General features: G+C 40.6%; 18 protein-coding genes and 1 pseudogene. 17 read left to right on the plus strand and 2 right to left on the minus strand.

The annotated features are described in order from the left end of the window. The 17 genes and pseudogenes from RYH73_RS24995 to RYH73_RS25075 all read left to right on the plus strand — a co-directional run bounded on the left by RYH73_RS24995 (position 1) and on the right by RYH73_RS25075 (position 17,623). Positions 1-2,091: a copper-translocating P-type ATPase gene (locus RYH73_RS24995; RefSeq protein ID WP_013663598.1), complete on the plus strand. Its 2,091-nt coding sequence runs from the start codon at positions 1-3 to the stop codon at positions 2,089-2,091. Between the two features lie 35 nt (positions 2,092-2,126). Further along, positions 2,127-4,610 (plus strand): multicopper oxidase domain-containing protein, encoded by a 2,484-nt coding sequence (locus RYH73_RS25000; protein WP_041387833.1) that lies wholly within the window; start codon positions 2,127-2,129, stop codon positions 4,608-4,610. A 144-nt stretch (positions 4,611-4,754) separates the two neighbouring features. Beyond that, positions 4,755-6,983 carry a heavy metal translocating P-type ATPase gene (locus tag RYH73_RS25005; protein WP_187340872.1) on the plus strand — a complete coding sequence of 743 codons (2,229 nt, stop codon included), beginning with the start codon at positions 4,755-4,757 and terminating at the stop codon, positions 6,981-6,983. A 5-nt stretch (positions 6,984-6,988) separates the two neighbouring features. Further along, entirely contained in the window at positions 6,989-7,855 is an 867-nt protein-coding gene (locus RYH73_RS25010) for an alpha/beta fold hydrolase (protein WP_013663595.1), read from the plus strand. A gap of 44 nt (positions 7,856-7,899) precedes the next feature. Beyond that, on the plus strand, positions 7,900-8,112 hold the full coding sequence (locus RYH73_RS25015; protein ID WP_013663594.1) for a heavy-metal-associated domain-containing protein: 213 nt from the start codon (positions 7,900-7,902) through the stop codon (positions 8,110-8,112). 603 nt (positions 8,113-8,715) lie between these two features. Next, positions 8,716-9,258 (plus strand): helix-turn-helix domain-containing protein, encoded by a 543-nt coding sequence (locus tag RYH73_RS25020; RefSeq protein WP_255501760.1) that lies wholly within the window; start codon positions 8,716-8,718, stop codon positions 9,256-9,258. 16 nt (positions 9,259-9,274) lie between these two features. Continuing rightward, a complete protein-coding gene (locus RYH73_RS25025; protein WP_013663591.1) occupies positions 9,275-9,892 on the plus strand; it encodes a DUF305 domain-containing protein in 618 nt (205 codons plus the stop codon). A 197-nt stretch (positions 9,893-10,089) separates the two neighbouring features. Further along, positions 10,090-10,266 carry a four-helix bundle copper-binding protein gene (locus RYH73_RS26735; protein ID WP_442946144.1) on the plus strand — a complete coding sequence of 59 codons (177 nt, stop codon included), beginning with the start codon at positions 10,090-10,092 and terminating at the stop codon, positions 10,264-10,266. Positions 10,267-10,336: 70 nt separating this feature from the next. Further along, entirely contained in the window at positions 10,337-11,491 is a 1,155-nt protein-coding gene (locus tag RYH73_RS25035; protein ID WP_187340870.1) for a DUF418 domain-containing protein, read from the plus strand. Between the two features lie 123 nt (positions 11,492-11,614). Beyond that, positions 11,615-11,791, plus strand: coding sequence for a hypothetical protein (locus RYH73_RS25040; RefSeq protein ID WP_013663588.1), 177 nt, complete (start codon positions 11,615-11,617; stop codon positions 11,789-11,791). A gap of 199 nt (positions 11,792-11,990) precedes the next feature. Continuing rightward, entirely contained in the window at positions 11,991-12,401 is a 411-nt protein-coding gene (locus tag RYH73_RS25045; RefSeq protein ID WP_187340869.1) for a mobilization protein, read from the plus strand. Then, positions 12,398-13,672 (plus strand): relaxase/mobilization nuclease domain-containing protein, encoded by a 1,275-nt coding sequence (locus tag RYH73_RS25050; RefSeq protein ID WP_187342863.1) that lies wholly within the window; start codon positions 12,398-12,400, stop codon positions 13,670-13,672. The genes RYH73_RS25045 and RYH73_RS25050 overlap by 4 nt, the downstream gene beginning before the upstream one ends. After that, a pseudogene (gene mobC / locus RYH73_RS25055) lies at positions 13,669-15,198 on the plus strand (conjugal transfer protein MobC); the annotation flags it as partial. The gene RYH73_RS25050 and the pseudogene mobC, both read left to right, overlap by 4 nt. After that, positions 15,197-15,802, plus strand: coding sequence for a TraM recognition domain-containing protein (locus RYH73_RS25060; RefSeq protein ID WP_442946145.1), 606 nt, complete (start codon positions 15,197-15,199; stop codon positions 15,800-15,802). The pseudogene mobC and the gene RYH73_RS25060, both read left to right, overlap by 2 nt. 87 nt (positions 15,803-15,889) lie before the next feature. Then, entirely contained in the window at positions 15,890-16,465 is a 576-nt protein-coding gene (locus tag RYH73_RS25065; RefSeq protein ID WP_187340867.1) for a hypothetical protein, read from the plus strand. A gap of 305 nt (positions 16,466-16,770) precedes the next feature. Continuing rightward, positions 16,771-17,301 (plus strand): MauE/DoxX family redox-associated membrane protein, encoded by a 531-nt coding sequence (locus RYH73_RS25070; RefSeq protein WP_335316173.1) that lies wholly within the window; start codon positions 16,771-16,773, stop codon positions 17,299-17,301. Positions 17,302-17,335: 34 nt separating this feature from the next. Then, positions 17,336-17,623 (plus strand): hypothetical protein, encoded by a 288-nt coding sequence (locus RYH73_RS25075; protein WP_187340865.1) that lies wholly within the window; start codon positions 17,336-17,338, stop codon positions 17,621-17,623. Positions 17,624-17,645: 22 nt separating this feature from the next. Here the strand turns inward: RYH73_RS25075 and RYH73_RS25080 are convergent, their stop codons facing one another. Then, entirely contained in the window at positions 17,646-18,992 is a 1,347-nt protein-coding gene (locus RYH73_RS25080; protein WP_187340864.1) for a TlpA family protein disulfide reductase, read from the minus strand. Next, a complete protein-coding gene (locus RYH73_RS25085; RefSeq protein ID WP_335316175.1) occupies positions 18,992-19,300 on the minus strand; it encodes a RagB/SusD family nutrient uptake outer membrane protein in 309 nt (102 codons plus the stop codon). The genes RYH73_RS25080 and RYH73_RS25085 overlap by 1 nt, the downstream gene beginning before the upstream one ends. Positions 19,301-19,408: the final 108 nt, after the last annotated feature.

The following is a 19,408-nucleotide window of genomic DNA, read 5'->3' on the forward strand; positions in this document are numbered from 1 at the left end:
ATGGAACATTCTCATTCTCAAGGAAACGATGCCGCTCATCACGGCCACCATGGCCATGGTCATAATGCTCATGAACAGATTAAGAATTCAAAACCAGAACACGAGGCAAACCATGAACACAATCGACCCATGGGGCATGCGGGACACGACCATCATGCGATGATGATTGCTGATTTCCGTAAGCGCTTTTATGTAGTGCTAATACTTACCGTTCCAATACTTCTCCTGTCTCACATGATTCAGCAATGGCTTAATATTTATATCGAATTTCCGGGAGATCAATATGTTCTGGCCGCACTTTCATCATTCGTATTCTTTTACGGCGGATGGCCTTTCCTTAAAGGGTGGGCGGATGAAATGCGTAGTAAAGATCCAGGCATGATGACGCTGATTGGTTTTGCCATCACAGTTGCCTATGGATATAGTGTTGCAACGGTATTTGGACTAGCGGGGATGGATTTTTTCTGGGAACTGGCAACCTTGATCCTGATTATGCTGTTGGGGCATTGGATCGAAATGAAATCCATTGCCGGTGCCTCCAGAGAGCTTGAATTGCTCGTACAACTGATGCCGGACGAAGCGCATCTGATAACGGGTGACCATGTCAATGACATCAAAACTGCTGATCTGAAAAAAGACGATGTCATACTGATCAAACCTGGGGAGAAAGTTGCAGCCGATGGCACCATCATAGACGGTGAAAGTTTTTTAAATGAAAGCATGCTTACAGGTGAGTCGAAACCAGTGCTGAAGCGGAAAGGAAATGAAGTAATTGCCGGATCTATTAACGGAAACGGAGCCATCCGGATTTCAGTCGCACATGGGGCAGAACAATCCTATTTATCTCAAGTGATTCAACTTGTTCAGGACGCACAGCATTCGAAATCCAAAACGCAGCTCCTGGCCAATACTGCTGCCAGATGGCTTACCTTGATCGCTATCTTGGCAGGTATCATAACTTTCTCTTACTGGTATTTTGCAGGAGGGAAAGATTTGGCCTTTTCCATCGAGCGTATGGTCACCGTAATTGTTATCTGCTGTCCTCATGCACTTGGTTTAGCCGTTCCTTTGGTAGTTGCCAAATCGACTGCTCAATCCGCTAAAAATGGTTTGTTAATTAAAAATCGGACTGCCTTTGAAAATGCTCGTAAAATCACCACCCTGGTTTTCGACAAGACAGGAACACTCACTGTTGGTAAATTTGAGGTATCAAAGGTCGTTAGTTATCAAAGCGGCCTGAATGAGCATGCAATACTACGATTTGCTTCGGCTTTAGAACAAAATTCAGAACATCCCATCGCTACGGGTATTATCCAAAAGGTAAAAGAGCTTCAAATCGATATCCCAAAAACACAGAATTTCAACGCTATCACCGGTAAAGGAGTGGAAGCTGATGTGGAGGGAAAGCAAATAAAGGTCGTTAGTCCGGGTTACCTTAAAGAAAATAAACTGGATTTACCAGGCGAACAGGAGTCGGATGAAGCATCCACCATCGTATTTGTACTAATTGATGAAGTCCCAATCGGCTATATTGCATTGGCCGACACGATACGTCCGGAATCTGCGGATGCTATCCGTACATTACACGACCACCATATTAAATCCATCCTGTTAACAGGAGACAATAAAAAAGTAGCCGCATCTGTCGCTGAAAAGCTCGGTATGAATAGTTTTTTTGCAGAGGTTTTACCTCATCAGAAACTGGAAAAAATCAAGGAACTGCAAACAAGAGGTGAATATGTGGCCATGACCGGTGACGGTGTCAACGATGCGCCCGCACTGGCCCAGGCCGATGTGGGTATTGCCGTTGGCTCAGGATCCGATATAGCGGCAGAAACAGCAGGTATCGTTTTGGTGAACAGTAACCCAAAAGATGTCGTTAACCTGATACTTTTTGGAAAGGCTACCTATCGCAAAATGATCCAAAACCTGGTATGGGCCACCGGTTACAATATTATCGCCTTACCGTTGGCTGCGGGCATCCTTTACGGTCAAGGAATTCTTTTGAGTCCCGCTGCGGGCGCCATTTTAATGACGGTGAGTACCGTCGTCGTTGCCATCAATGCCAGTCTATTAAAAGTTGGAAACTGAAATAAAGGATGAAGATGATGAAAAGTAAAAATATAATGAAAATAATATTGGTAGCCTTTCCGTTAGCATTTGCTACTATGGTCTCGGCGCAGCATACGCATCCTAATAAAAACGCGGTTGACAATCTGCCCCCCCATAAAATGGAAATGGCGGAAGGTCCGGGAAAAACGGTTACCTATCATCTTTATGTGAGCGATACAACGGTCAATTACGCAAACAACAAAGAAGTAAAGGGAATTGCCGTAAACGGGCAGATTCCGGCACCGACACTTGAGTTCACCGAGGGCGATACAGCTGTTATTTATGTTCATAATAGGCTGCATCATCACGAGACCTCCACGCACTGGCACGGGCTATTATTACCCAATATTGAAGACGGTGTTCCTTATCTTACCACTCCACCCATAAAACCGGGAGGTGTCCGGAAGTTTGTCTTCCCTTTAAAACAGAGCGGTACCTATTGGTACCACTCCCACACGATGCTACAGGAACAGAGTGGGCTATACGGGCCTATCCTAATACATCCCAGAAAGAAAACACATCCCGTTGACCATGAGGTTGTTTTATTGCTCTCAGACTGGACCAATGAAAATCCGTCGGAAGTTCACCGCACACTCCGGCGTAACGATCCCGCAAGTGAGTGGTATACCATCAAAAAGGGGTATGCGCAAAGCCTTGATAAACTGATTTCACACGGGTCTTATTTTCAGAGGGTAAAAAGTGCATGGACAAGGATGCCTGCAATGGATCTTTCTGATGTCTATTACGATGCCTTTCTGGTAAACGGAAAACGTTCCATTGATCTGTCGCAATATAAGCCGGGTGATCGTCTTCGGGTAAGAGTGATCAACGGCTCCTCTTCCACTTATTTTTACCTGAATTATGGAGGTGGAAAAATACGCCTTATATCCGCAGATGGCTTGGACGTTACTCCCATATCCATTGATAAGATATTGATCGGAACGGCAGAAACGTACGATTTCCTTATTACCGTGCCATCTGATGGTGCTTATGAATTGCGGGCAACTCCCCAGGATGTTTCCGGCTCCACTTCCGTTTTTATCGGTTCCGGTGAGAAGGTAATGGCAAGAAACATTTCCAGACCCGATGTATGGAATATGGATAAAATGATGATGGATATGACGGTGAATTTTCCGGGACGAATGAAAATGAGCGGTATGGACCACGGAACGATGGAAAACATGGATATGGAAGGGATGGACATGGGCGGTATGGAAGAAAAGAACAAGGCTCCAAAAAAAGTTTCCCGGAAAAAACAGCCCCCCACCGATAATCAGCATTCCGGTCATGACATGAAGATGGATGATGGGATAAAGATGAAGGATTCCCTACAAAAACAGGATCATCGCGGACACAAGAAGGAGAGTAACGACGTGGGAAAAATGAAGATGGAACCGGACAGCGCCGATCATATGGCACATAGGCGGCATATGGAAGAAAGTAAGCCAAGTGAAAAAGCAATAGATCATTCTATGCACGGCGAAATGACCGGTCGCCAGATGGGGCCGGATTCAACGGAAGAGGTGGTGTTTAATTATGACATGTTGAAAGCTTTGGAAAAGACCACTTTTGATCCCGCACGTCCAAAAAAGAATTATCATCTTACACTGACGGGCAATATGTACCGTTACGTGTGGTCGATCAATAAAAAAGTGCTTTCCGAAGCTGATATGATCAACATAAAAAAAGGAGAAGTTGTACAGTTCACTTTGGAGAACACCACGATGATGAATCATCCTATGCATTTGCATGGGCACTTCTTCAGGGTGCTGAACAAAAATGGAGAGTATTCCCCTCTTAAACATACCGTAGACGTTCCGCCAATGACCAGCGTAACCATTGAGTTTTCCGCGGACGAGGAGAAGGACTGGTTCTTTCATTGTCATATCCTGTACCACATGATGAGCGGTATGGCACGCATTGTCCATTATGAAGGAAGCGAACGTGATACCGCACTAGCCGATGCGCCTCTGAAGAACTTATTCAAGGAAGATCGGCAATGGTTCTTTTATGGAAGCCTTGCAGCCAAAAGCCATATGAGTGAATTACAGGCCAACTACTTTAACTCCCGAAATGCTTTTCGTGTGGAAGCAAATGCAAACTACGACGGTCAGTACGAGGCAGAGGTGTCATATGAACGGTACCTGAACGATTGGTTAAGACCTTATGTCGGTTTTCGCGGGTTACAGCAAAAGTACTACAACGTATTTAACGGAAGGCAAACTTTTGAACAGGATTATGAGTTGCCTGTACTGGGTTTCAGGTATACGTTACCATTTTTTATTGAAGCGGATGTAAGTGTAAACATGAAGGGACGTGTGCGGGGCGAGCTTGAAGGTGAACAATGGCTTCTTCCCAGGATGTTCTTTAACTGGCGTGCAAATACAGATAAAGAATACCATTTGGACCTTGAATATATGCTAGCGAAAAAGATATCTCTTTCAGCAGGATATGACTCACGGTACCGTTGGGGAGGAGGCTTATTGGTAAGATTTTAGTTTTTAGTACAGTAATTACCTCAAGTGGTGCCTTTTTTAAAGGGCATCACTTCTTTTAGTTAAAATTATGTAAGCTTTTCTCGGAATCATGTAAAGAGTCGGGTAGTGACCTTGTTTACCTTTGTACTATCAAAATCAAAGGAAATGTTAAGTAAAGAAAATATAGAAACCATTTCACTTCCCGTGTTGGGAATGACCTGTGCAGCCTGCGCTGTAAGCGTAGAATCAATGGTCAAATCACTCTTCGGAGTGAACAATGCTGAGGTGAACTATGCTACCCAAACCGTAAAGGTCGCATATGATCCGACTACAGTTCAGCCAAATAAATTCAGGGAAGCAGTCCAATCTATCGGATATGACCTGGTTTTGGATATGGAAAGAGGCAAAGAAGTGCAAGAGGAAGCACAGAAAAATCAATACAAAACGTTAAAAACCAGAATTGTTGCTACTTCTATTCTAACTATACCCATTGTTATTCTCGGGATGTTCCTAATGGATATGCCCTACGCCAATTATATCATGTTGGCGTTGTCAACTCCTGTACTTTTTATCTTCGGAAAAAGCTTTTTTATCAATGCATACAGACAAGCTAAACACGGAAGGTCCAATATGGACACACTGGTGGCTTTAAGTACCGGTATCGCTTACCTTTTTAGTGTTTTCAATACCTTTTATCCCGAATTCTGGCATCAGAGAGGCCTTCACCCCCATGTATATTACGAAGCAGCTGCTGTAGTGATCCTGTTCATTATGCTAGGCAAATTGCTAGAAGAACGGGCTAAGTCCAATACCTCTTCCGCCATCAAAAAATTAATCGGATTGCAACCGAAAAATGTCTTTGTCATTACAGAAGAAGGCGAAAAAGAAATACCCATTGCGGAGGTACAAGTCGGAGACCAATTATTAGTAAGATCAGGAGAAAAAATTCCGGTAGATGGGGCAGTATACGAAGGTACATCCTATGTTGATGAGAGTATGGTTACGGGCGAGCCTGTTGCCGTTATCAAGGTCACTGGAGACAAAGTTTATGCCGGTACAATCAATCAAAAAGGAAGTTTCCGTTTTGTTGCAGAGAAGGTCGGTTCCGATACGATGTTGTCACAGATCATCCAGTTGGTACAGGATGCCCAGGGATCAAAAGCCCCTGTTCAAAAGCTTGTCGATAAAATTGCCGGTATTTTTGTGCCGATTGTTATACTGATTTCACTAATTACCTTAGGTACGTGGGTGTTACTCGGAGGTGAACATGCCTTTACGCAGGGTATGTTGGCGATGGTTACGGTCTTGGTAATTGCGTGCCCCTGTGCACTTGGCCTTGCTACTCCCACAGCAATCATGGTTGGTATTGGTAAAGGTGCTGAACATGGTATCCTTATAAAAGACGCAGAGGCATTGGAACTAGGTTATAAAGTAAATGCCATTATATTAGATAAAACCGGAACCATAACAGAAGGTAAACCTACTGTCACTGATATTCTCTGGAACGCTGCATTATCGATCGAACAATCGAAATTGGAAAGCATTTTTCTTGCGCTCGAACAACAGTCGGAGCACCCTTTAGCAGAGGCCATTGTAAAGTATTTAAAGTCAGGGGAAATTGTTGCTGTAAATGTTCAACATTTTGAAAGCCTTACGGGTAAAGGTGTGGAGGCCAAATTTGAAGGCGATAAATACTTGGCAGGAAGCCGTAAACTTTTAGATGAGCTTCATGTTGAAATTCCCACAGTTCTGAAAAGGCAAGTTTCCGAATTGCAAGAACAGGCAAAAACTGTTATCTATTTTTTTAATGATAAACAAGTTCTTGCCATAGTAGCTATAACCGATAGGATTAAGGAAGGATCCAAAAAAGCTATTGAAACGCTGACTAAAAAAGGGATAGAAGTCTATATGCTTACCGGAGATAACCAGCAAACAGCGGCGGCCGTTGCTTCTCAAGTCGGAATCACAAATTATAGGGCTGAAGTTTACCCTTCTGACAAAGCTGATTTCGTTAAGAAATTGCAAGCAGAAGGAAAAGTTGTTGGCATGATTGGCGATGGTATTAACGATAGCCAGGCATTGGCACAGGCAGATCTTTCCATTGCAATGGGAAAAGGATCGGATATAGCGATTGATGTAGCAAAAATGACTTTGGTATCCTCCGATTTACAGCAGGTTCCTAAGGCGCTCCGTCTTTCTCGGCAAACGGTTAAAACGATCAGGCAGAATCTTTTCTGGGCATTTATATATAACCTGATTGGTATTCCTATTGCGGCAGGGATTCTCTATCCGATCAACGGATTCTTATTGAATCCAATGATTGCGGGTGCCGCAATGGCCTTAAGTTCTGTCTCCGTTGTTAGTAACAGCCTTCGTTTAAAATGGCAAAAATAACCAACATGGAAAAGCGGTTGATGCGATCAACTAATGAAATACGGAAATTTTGCTTTCAAAGCAGTGATGGCCACATTCTTTATGCGACTTCTGTTGGCGCAATCGAAAAAGATACAGACTCAATTGTCGTGTTAATGCACGGGGGTGGCCCGGACCATCAAAGTCTCATTCCTTTAGCAAAAGCTCTGTCGAGCAAACATTCAGTTGTTCTGCCAGACTTACGGGGATACGGAAAAACGGTTTGTTATGATAGAAACTCATATACATGGAATAGGTATGCGGAAGATGTGAGGGATCTCATCGACTATTTACAAGTACCTTCAATAATATTGGGAGGCGCTGGAATAGGTGCGACGATTGCGCTTAAATCGGCAATAACTTTTCCAGAAAGGTTACGGGCACTGATTCTCATCAGTATTGAAGAAATTGAAGACGATAAGGCGAAAGCAAAAGAAATTGAGCTGTTGGAAGCGTTTGCTGCACGAGTCTTAAGTTATGGCATAGAGGCAGCTTGGGAGCCTATCCTTAAGAATTTATCGCCAGTAATTGGAGATATGGTGAAAGATGCCATTCCCCGCTCTGAGCCGGCAAGTATCTCGGCAGCGGCAGCGATAGTATACGACCGCGCTTTTTACGATTATAAGGAATTAAAAGATATTGCCATTCCAACGTTCATAATACCTGGAAATGATAATCGCCATCCTGCGGTGTTAGCCAAAAATTTAGTAAAACTTTTGGTTAATGCACAGCTTTCGACCACATCACTCTCAAATGATATTCGAACAATCGATGATTTCTCAAAGTCCTTGGCGCCGTGTATAAAACAATTTATAAATGATCTACCGTCTGAGAAAATTCTACATAAAGATTAATACAGGTTAAACTCACATTTTTTATTAATTTATCAGTAAATATCATGGGAACATTAACGTTCAAAACAAACATCAAATGCAGCGGCTGTATAGAAACTGTCACCCCTTTTTTGAATAACCTCTCAGAAATTGAAAAATGGGAAGTTGATACCGCTAGCCCGGACAAGATATTAACTGTTCAAGGCGACGAATCGCTAAACGATCAAAAGGTAATATCTTTACTAGAACAAGCCGGATATAAAGCTGAAAAGGCTTAATCCATAACAGGTAGAATTTTCTACCTGTTTTTTATTTTTTTTAAAACAAAAAAAAATCTATTATGTACTAAGATTAAGAAACCGGTTCTCGGTGAAGAATATGAGAAAAGTAGGAGCCATAAATTTTGCAGCATTCTATCTGTTACTTACAACAGGTCTGTTTGTATGTATCTTACATTGTAGCGGCAACTATCTATTTAAAGACGAATCCTCAACTTCATTAGCGCACAATAGTGACAGCAAAGAGCACAAATCAAAAAAGTCTTGCGACAAAGGAAAAGATTGCGATTGTTGTAAAGAGCATGGCGAATATGTCATTAAGGAAAATATCACAACCCAAAAACAAACGCTAGACGGGCCTGGATTATATTGCTTGCTTGGTCAAGAAAAAAGATTTCTATATACATTCAATGCGACCGAGGTAAAATTGCAGGTATGTTCTATGGATACGGGGCCACCCAAGGTTCGAAAGAAGCCCATTTATATACTAAACCAAACCCTCCTTATTTGATTTCAAGCTGTCTCGTAAGATTCTTCTCAAGAGATCAGTAACTCTATTTTTTTATTAAGCTTGAAAATTACATGTTATTACACATTAAAAATATGGTGTGCGACCGTTGTATAATGGTTGTTCGCCAACAATTAGAAAATCTGGGATTACAGATTTTAGAGATATCGCTGGGTACGGTCAAAGTATCGGTTGATCCAACGGAGGAACAATTACATCAGATCAGCTCATCTTTGAATATTTTAGGCTTTGAGTTATTAAATAAAGAAAAGAACCAGCTTATCGAACGTATAAAAAATGTCGTGATCGAGCTTGTGCACCATTCCGATCTTAAAAATTTAAATGAGAGTATAATGAATGTTGTCTGCAGGCGTCTAAATAAAGATCAAGCATATTTAAGTCGACTTTTTTCTGACTCTCAAGGTGTTACCATTGAGCGATATATTATCCAGCAGAAAGTCGAAAGGGTAAAAGAATTATTATTATATGGAGAATTAACTCTCAATGAGATTTCCTATGAAATGGGGTATAGCAGTACTGCTCATCTTTCGAATCAATTTAAGTCTATTACCGGATTAACTCCAAGCCGGTTCAAAGGACTGAATAAGCAGGTAAGACTATCACTTGATAAAGTTTAAAATTAAAACACCTACTATGAAAAACGTTGTTAAACTAACGCTGTTGGCAACAGTTGCCATTGCATTTTTGTCCTGTTCAAAAGACGATGATACCATTAAAATTGAGGAGCATGATAAAAACACGATGATGGGTATCATGCATGAAATGATGGATAATATGCATGCTATGCAATTTACCAAAGATCCGAACATCGATTTTGCCATGATGATGCGTATGCATCACGAGGGGGCGATTAAGATGTCGGATCAGGAGCTATCGACAGGAACTGACGCTACCATGCGCAAAACGGCCGAAAACATTATAGCCGCCCAACAGGCTGAAATAGCGGAATTAACAACTTTTCTCGAAAGTAATGAGCCGTCAGTTGTTAATGAAGAATTTCAGATGAAAACGATGGAGGGCATGGAAAAATCGTCTAAAAATGCCGATTTACAAGTCATCAACGGTAGTACCGACGAGGATTTTGCTACATTAATGATTGTCCATCATCAAAGTGCAATTGAAAGCTCGCAACTGCTTCTACAGCTGGGTGAGAGCGAACAAATGAAGGCAATGGCAAAGAAGATAATCGACGACCAACAAAAAGAGATCGCCGAATTACAAGATTGGATATTGGCCAATCGGAACAATTAATCATTTTTTTAACATTAAACATTTTATTTATGTCACATCAAGAGTATCAAAACTGCATTGAAGCATGTAATGCTTGTGCAGTTATCTGCAACCACTGTGCTATCGCATGTTTAAATGAAGAAGATGTAAGTCATCTAAAAAAATGCATTCAATTAGATCTAGAATGCGCAGCGATCTGTCGATCGGCTGCAGAAGTTATGAGCTTAGGAAGTAGATACAGCGAACAGATCTGTAAAGTCTGCGCTGAAATCTGTAATGCATGCGCAGAAGAATGTGAAAAGCATGCCAGTATGGGGATGGAACATTGCCGCGAATGCGCGGAAGCTTGCCGTAGATGTGCGCAAGCATGTGAGGAAATGTCTCATGTAGCTTAACTGATCAGCGGGGCTCTATTGAAGATGGAGCCTCGCTGGTTCATTACAATTAATCACCTATGCTACCTACATGTTTAAAGCCTGTACAACCTTAACAGAATCAGTTGAAGAACGGAGAAATCAGCAACCTGTTAGAATTGATATTATCGATGCGTTAAGAGGATTCTGTCTATTAGGCATTATTCTTGCACATGCCGATAGTATTTATAGACTCGGAACAGACCTCGACGTTTTAAGTAATGCCGATAATTATGTTAGCCTTCTTTTAGCATTATTTATACACAAGAAATTTTACACGATATTCGCATTTTTATTCGGTTTAAGTTTTTCCATCCAATTAAAAAATGCTCGAAGTAAAATGGAAAAATTTACATTAAAATATACTTGGAGACTTGTGATCCTCTTTTGTATTGGTTTTCTGCACAACCTGCTTTATCCTTTTGATATTCTACAGATTTATGCGGCAATGGGCTTACTTTTGCTTGTATTCAAGGACGTAACCGGCAAAGACTGTCTATATATGTTTTTTTTCTTCTTTTTATTAAGTTCTTTTAGTTTTTCTTATAAAAAGGAAATATATGAGTTCACTGGCTATTTAAAAATAGGTGACTCATATTTACCAAGATTTGTTTCAAGGCAGATTTCATCAGGACTTTTCTTTATGATAATTGGGCTTTTCATTCTTGGAAAATGGCTTGGCGAAAGAGACTTATTAACCTTTTCAAGAAATGTTACAGTAATAAAGAAATGTTTGTTGTATTCTATTTTATCCTTTATTATCCTTTGGTTATCTGGTCGTGTATTTGATGATAGATTAAATCAATTGAAAATCTTTAACGTTTTTATGTCTGTAAGAATTTCGGCAATGGAGTTAATGTTATCAGCAATTTATGTATTTGTCTTTGCTCTTGGATATATTATGTTTTCCAGAATAAGCATTTTAAAGTTTCGGGTATTTGCCGCTGTCGGAAGAATGGGACTAACCAATTACATTGTTCAGACCGTATTTTTTTATGCATTATTTCATACTAATCTTAATTTTTCTAAAAATTACGGTCTGTCAATTACTGTTTTATTTGCAATAATCTTCTATATGGTGCAGATAAAAATTTCACAATGGTGGTTTAACAGATATAAACTAGGGCCTTTGGAATGGTTCTGGCGGATTAGTACCGACCTTAAATACCTTAGTAATGTGCGAGAAAAAAGTTTGTGTAGGAAATGATATAGCAATCAAATGTGGTTTCTTTAATAAAGGTTTTTTTAATTTTTCTTTCACCACCACCCAACAAGTTGTCAATGACTTGAATAAATTCTCTCAACTTTGCCTGTAAATAAAGTCAGAGCCATGAAAAGAATTAAAAAGAAAAGACAAACGGGAACGGCAGATTTTCCAAAGAATCTTCATCCTACTATCAAACCTTTCCGCAACACTAGGACACGTATACGTCAACTTTTACGTTCTTTTATACCTCTTCATTCTCATCAGGAGGGAGAAGCCATTGAACCTCTTTCCCCCAATTAGGGTATGGCCATTTATGTTCAAAAAAAATAATCCATTAATAGATAACCCAAGCTCAGACTACGTACTGGTCGGTCAATTATGGCCCACGCGGGTGGGCAGCAAAGATGTATTTTCGTATACGAAAATATCTTTGCCGTCCTTGAGGCCGGGTACTTTGCTCGGAACTCGCAAAGTCTGAACTTTCTAAAAGGTGTGATTTATGCCCAGGAAAAAAATCAAAGATCAAGAACAGGTACTTACTAATCCGATTGTTATAAGGGTCACCTTGAATGAGTTTAATAAGCTTGAAAAGGTCAGGAAAGAAAGTGATTGCAGGAGCATTGGAGAAGTGGTCAGAAAGATGCTTTTAAAACAACGGATAACCTACCTGCACAAGGATATTTCTATGAATGGTCCTATGGAAGAGCTTGCATTGATAAGAAAAGAGATTAAAGCTATAGGTGTCAATATCAATCAGCAGACGCATCGTTTTCATACCAGTCAGAATGAGGCTGAACGGGCCTTTTTTGCTCTTAAAACAGCCAGTACCTATAAACAGATGGAACCCAAGCTGGAACATCTGTTAAGTATCGTTTCAAAACTTGCTGAAAAATGGTTGCACGGATCATGATAGGTAAAAGTATACGCGGCATACTGCATTATAATGAGCAGAAGGTTGCGGAAGGTTCTGCCACGCTGATTATGGCCAGCGGCTTTGCGTATGACATCGACAAACTTGACTTCGCTCATAAACTTAGACGGTTTGAACACCTAATCTGCCTTAAACCAAGCGTAAGCACGAATGCACTCCATATCTCGTTGAACTTCCATTCAAGTGAAAAACTGGATGACACTAAAATGCAACAGATCGCAGCAGCCTATATGGAACGTATCAGGTTTGGTGACCAACCTTTTCTGGTATATCGGCACCACGATGTTTCCCATCAGCATTTCCATATCGCAACGGTAAATATAAAAAAGGATGGCAACTCCATCGACCTACATAATATAGGGAGGATAAAATCGGAACAGGCAAGAAAATTCATAGAGAAAGAATTTGGCCTGATAAGAGCGGAGAGCAAAACATATCATCCAGAGCCAGCTATAAAGGCAATTGATCCTGAGAGGATACAATATGGTCATTTGCCTACCAAAAGGGCAATCGCCAGTGTGGTTACGACGGTGATGAATAGCTATAAGTTCACGTCACTTGCAGAATTTAATGCAGTGCTCAAACAGTTCAATGTCGTGGCAGACAGGGGGAGTGAGGAAAGCGAAATGTTCAGAAAAAAAGGTCTTCTTTATTCAGTACTGGACAGACAGGGCCATAAGGTTGGAGTTCCGATCAAGGCAAGCAGCTTTTATAGTAAACCTATCCTTAAACGGTTGGAAAGAAAGTTTGAACAAAATGTCGAGAAAAGAAAACCTTATCGAGCTGATTTAAAAAATCGAATCGATCAGGCGATCAGCAAATACGAACACATTACCAAGCAGACACTAATTACCGAATTACAAAAACGTGGGATATCGCTTATTTTTCGCCAGAATGAAGAAGGGTTTATATACGGCGCTACATTTATTGATCACCGGTGTAAAACCGTTTTTAATGGCAGCAGTCTTGGGAAAGCTTACAGTGCAAAAGCCCTGAAGGAAAAACTTGCCGAAAACGATAAGATCACGACCTATCTGGCGAAACCAAAAAGAATAAACAGTTACCTAAAACCCCTCAGTGAAGAAAAGCGCCTTCAATATACCGAAAAAATCAACCTTTCCGATCTGACTGTCTCTACTACTACAACTGATAAAATACTAAAAGATCTTCTTGATCCCGAGTATACCGGATATGCACCTTCTATAACCTCTAAAAAGAAAAAAAGAAGAATAAAGCGAAAAAAACCATGAACACAGGAGAAGATATACAGGGATTGAGGAAAATCATTGACTTTTCCCGACTGATCAGCATATTCATATTGGCTATCCATTTCTATCTATTCTGTTATAAAGCTTTTGAACAATGGGGCTGGATAGCCGAAATTACCGATCGAATCATAAGTATTATTGCAAAGACGGGCCTTTATTCCGACATCTTCTTGCCCAAACTAGCTGCACTGGGTTTGTTATCGATATCCCTGTTGGGAGCAAAGGGCAAAAAGGATGAAAAGATGAAGGTAAGGGTGATCGTTTGCTATATTATTACCGGACTGTTACTTTACTTCATAAGTATACTTTGTTTTTATATCCCTTCCGGAATAGCGGTCATTGCTGCACTCTATATGCTGGTAACATCAATAGGTTACCTCCTGATCCTCACGGGAGGAGTATACCTCTCAAGGCTATTGAAAGAAAAGCTTAGCCATGATATCTTTAATACCGAGAATGAAACCTTTCCACAGGAAGAACGGTTATTGGAAAATGAATTTTCCGTTAACCTCCCGACAAAATACCAGCTTAAGGGGAAGATAAGGAACGGTTGGATAAACTTCATCAATCTTTTCAGAGGCTTGTTGGTAGCCGGAACCCCTGGCGCGGGGAAAAGTTACTTTGTCATTCGCCATATCATTGATCAGCATATAAAAAAGGGGTTCTCCGTCTTCTTATATGATTTTAAATTCGATGATCTGTCCAGGATTACCTATAATGCATTATTGAGATATCGGAAGAATTATACCGTGAAGCCAACCTTTTGGGTGATCGATTTCGAGAAAATATATCATCGGTGCAATCCCTTGGATCCCGAAAGTATGGACGATATAACCGATGCTACGGAGGCAAGCCGTACCATTATGCTTGGCCTTAACCGCGACTGGATAAAAAAGGAAGGTGACTTCTTTGTAGAGAGTCCCATAAACTTCCTAACAGCCATTATCTGGTTTCTTCGGAAGTATGAAGACGGGAGATATTGCACCCTGCCGCATGTTATAGAGCTGATGCAAGTGGATTATGATCCGCTTTTTGCCGTATTGCAACAGGAGGAACAGATCAAGGTACTGATAAACCCATTTATATCCGCCTTTCAGAATAATGCAAAAGAGCAGCTTGAAGGACAGATCGCCAGCGCAAAAATCGGATTGGCCAGATTATCCTCGCCCCAATTATATTATGTTCTGAGCGGCAATGATTTTACCTTGGATGTTAATAACCCAAAAGCTCCAAAAATCGTATGCGTTGGTAACAACCCGCAGAAACTACAGGTGTTCGGCCCTGTACTTTCCCTCTTCATTTCAAGAATGATAAAACTGGTCAACAGGAAAGGCCAACTTAAAAGCAGCCTTATTTTTGATGAGTTTCCAACTATCTACTTTAACAATATCGATAGCCTTATTGCTACAGCAAGGAGCAACAAAGTAGCCACGGTATTAGCCGTTCAGGATTTCAGCCAGCTAAAAAAAGATTACGGGGCAGACCAAGCAGATGTAATAACCGGAATTGTCGGGAATATTANTTGCTACAGCAAGGAGCAACAAAGTAGCCACGGTATTAGCCGTTCAGGATTTCAGCCAGCTAAAAAAAGATTACGGGGCAGACCAAGCAGATGTAATAACCGGAATTGTCGGGAATATTATCAGCGGACAGGTGACCGGCGATACTGCAAAAAAATTATCTGAGACATTTGGCAAAATTGTTCAGGATCGACAGAGTCTGAGCATAAACAGCAGTGACACATCCATCTCAAAATCTACGCAGTTGGATGCCGCCATTCCGGCAAGCAAGATAGCAACACTCTCATCAGGCGTGTTTGTTGGCGTTGTTGCCGACAACCCGGACTGTAAGATACCACAGAAAATTTTTCATGCAGAAATACAGAATGACCATGAGGCAATAAAGGCAGAGGAAGCTTCTTATAGAGATATACCGCTTGTTGAAAAGGTGACATCAGAGGACATACAGGAAACCTATCTCAATATAAAGGATGATATACAGCAGTTGATAACAAAAGAGCTAGCAAAGATAACCGCGTCACTGCCCAAACAGAATGAGGCCCACAAAAAAAATACTCCACCGCTCCCTGAACAGGCGTCCTTGTCTTTATAAAGTGCTTTTTTTAACCGTATCAACAAAAGGGTGATTAATCCGTACCACCCTAACCACCCATTTTATTGAAAAAATAATTTTTCCTTTATGGATAAAATTCAGGCTATGGTGGAATTACGACAAAGACTACAATCCCTAAAAACAGCTAACGAAAAGACCATCATGTTGTTAGAGGATCTCTTCTCCCCAATTTCATTTAAACGAAGCTGGGTGATTTCCTATCCTACAGGTATTTCTACTGCATATCTTTATTATATCACAGGTGGTCTAGTAAGAGGTGTGGTTTCTAAATCCAGTGGAGACTACTGCTTATGGATAATCGACAAAGGTTTTATAGTGCCGGGTAATGGCTTTCTATCCGGAACAAAAAAAGAGGAACTTATTCAGGTTTTAAATGATACAGACGGATACGCCCTTAACCTTTTACGCGCAGATGCCATTGCGCGTAACAACATCAATATGTACAGAATGCTACTGGAAATTTATGAAGAGGCCGTAGTGGAAGGTGCCGGAAGAGAGATCATGCTGCGAATTAAAAATGCAACAGACCGATATAACTACTTTCTTATGGAATATCCTGATCTTGCCAGAAAATTGACCGTTGAACAACAGGCCCAATACCTACAAATTGACAGGAGATATCTGTACAAGATTATCAAATAAAACCACTACTTTAAAATCGTAGGTTTTCTCTTCACCAAGCCGAAAATAAGCAGATTTTCACATAAGCTATTTTTATGGGGTGAAACCATTTTATTCCTCACTACATTTCTTTCAAAACTGCTCTAGTTCAACATAAAGGATGCTTAAGCATGATTAATGACCTAAAGTTTATCGCTTTTGTGACAAGAATCTGTGTCTTTTACGACAAAACCATGTCTCATATCCGACAAAAGTTTTCGAAAACTGATATAAAGATTTATTTCTCACTTTCAGAACTTTATCACATAAGATTACAGATAATGAAAGTGGCAATATTTCAAAAAAATAATCTATTATGCAAACTTAATGGCAAGTTCCGGCACTTATGGGGAGCCGTTCGCTCATGGAACTGGAAAGAAATACTTATGATTGGCACAGTTGTATTTGTCATCATTTTATTTTCGTATACCGCTGTAAGCAAACTGCTGGGTTATGAAAAATTTGTCTTTCAAATGCGGCTTGCTCCCGTTCCTTTTATGAAAACTATGGCACCGGTTATCGGCAGGGTTCTTCCATGGATCGAATTGGCGCTGGTGGTAATGCTCTATAAGGAAAAAACAAGGTTGTTGGCCTATAAAGCCTCATTTGTGCTGATGGTTTTATTCGAAATTTATATTACGTGGATGAAAGTTGTTTCCGTCAGGACCGGAATCACCCTACCTTGTACGTGTGGCGGGATTTTATCCCGAATGGGTTGGGAGCAGCACCTTTTTTTCAACGCTTCTGTAATTGTGCTTTTACTACTGTCGATTTATTGGCATAGAGGAAAATATCCAAACAAAAATAACAAACCATAATTCACATATTTTTTCACTCTAAAACTTTAAAATTATGAAAAAGTTAAGTTCAAAATCAAAAATCCTTTTAGGAGCATTCTTGTTGGGAAGTTCAATTGCGGTAGCAACAGAACTCGCGAACCAACCAAATGCTCAGGAGACCAGGTATGATTGGGAAAGTACAAGCATTGCACCTGAAAATCCCAGCTCGTCTTTGCAAAACGCAACCACTCAGGAAGCGATCGATCATTACGGCTGCGAAAATGGCGCCAATGTCTGCGCTAACGGCGAGAAGGTTAGTGGCCCGGGGCCAGATGCCACCACATTGAATTTTGGCCTATAACACTACTTTGAGATATGGAGTCTTAGGGCTCCATATCTCTTATAATGGTTATTGGATATTTATGTTTTTCCAATTTCGTACTAAAACCATATCTCTTTTTTAACATACCTTTAATCTCTTCGTAGCTTGGAAGACGACCATTGTCAAATCTTAAAGCCACATCAATCGGAAATTTTAGTTCTGTTTTATCGATAAAAGGCGGGTCAGCAGGTATGCTATTGAGATTTGGCTTTACCTTTTCGTTTATGTAATGGAATAATTCTACTGGAGAAACACGTTTTGCCGTTAGCCCATCTGAATTCACCTGAATATAAGAAGTATCGGCCTGTGATGCTTTCAGTAACCCGCTCTCCTTTACGTAAATGCTTGTGCACAATATCTTTTCCCGTCTTTTCTCAATATCAAATTTGAATACCCGTTTCAGATCATTCAACATAAAGTCGAAAAAAGCGGTATCCTGAAATGGTTTTGGGAGTGTCAGTTCGTAACAGTATAGATTATCTTTCATCCAATTTGCCTTGGTTTTATACTTCGATCGGTTAAACGATTCCGGGCACTCACTCGGCCAGAAGTATCTGGTCGAATCCTTGGTTTCTATCCGCATAAGGTGGTAGTAGTTCCGAATGGATTTTTCCATACCGACTACGGACCAAAGTAAATGAGAGAGCGAAACATTAAAGGAAAAGAAACGAATTATCTCACGCTTTTTTGGATTCCAAGATCTCCGATAAGAAAGCCCTCCCGGAATTCCTTCCATGTAACTTGTCAAAATAGACCTTGAAATAAAATTTGAATCGCCTTTATGGAACGTTTCATTAAAGTTGAAACCAATCGCATCATTTTTGTTTTTGGTCAGCGATGATTTGCCCCTAATAAGCAGATCTATATTTGATTGGGTTATCCCTTCCGAACCGGTAATATTCCGTACTGTTCCTGAACTATCGATCAAAACGTTATGCGGAATGATCCGATGACTGAAAATTTGGTGTAATACGGAATCTCCCGGAAGAACCGCTACACTCTTCAGTTTTAAATCAGGGTGTTTTTCCAGAAACGATACTGTATGGTCCCTGGATTCATAAGTAACGGAAATAACGTTTAGTTTATCTGCATTCACCTTTGCCAGCGAATCCAATATGGGCAATTCCTTTAGGCACGGTACACACCATGACGCCCAAAAATTAATAATCAATACCTTCCCCTTGTAAAATTCTTTCAGATCTTTTGCTTCCCTTTTGCCTAAAAAGCCCTTAAGAGCGATCTGTGGAACCTTGTCCCCGATTTTCAGGCTAGGCACTGCTCTATTCTGCGCATGTAACAGATTATTCAGAGACAAGGAAAGCATGATTATCAATGTTAGTTTTTTCATTAGTATCCGGGATTTTGAGTTAAATTTTGATTGACATTGATTTCACGCTGAGGTATGGGTAAAAGATCAGAATGTTCGGTCCAATTTGGCTTATATTTGCTCATCACATTATAAATGCGCTCTGTACGCTTTAAGTCGATATACCTATAGCCCCATTCCATAAACATCTCTACTCTCTTTTCTTGTTCCAGCGCCTTGAAGCATTCTTGGCTGTTTAAATCAGCGGGAAGTGAAGAAAGTCCGGCCCGTACCCGTATTGTATTAATATCGTCTATTGCACCCGCGGTATTTCCTAGGTGGAATTGCAACTAAAAATAGGAGACTTTTTTATGCTGCCATTTTTTCTTTTTCCAATAGCATTTCTTCGATCTGTCTGGGTGTCTTATAACCCAGAGCAGAATGTGTTCTTTTGGTGT

Origin of the sequence: Olivibacter sp. CPCC 100613 (assembly GCF_036959255.1) — a bacterium.
In the GTDB taxonomy this organism is placed as follows: domain Bacteria; phylum Bacteroidota; class Bacteroidia; order Sphingobacteriales; family Sphingobacteriaceae; genus Olivibacter.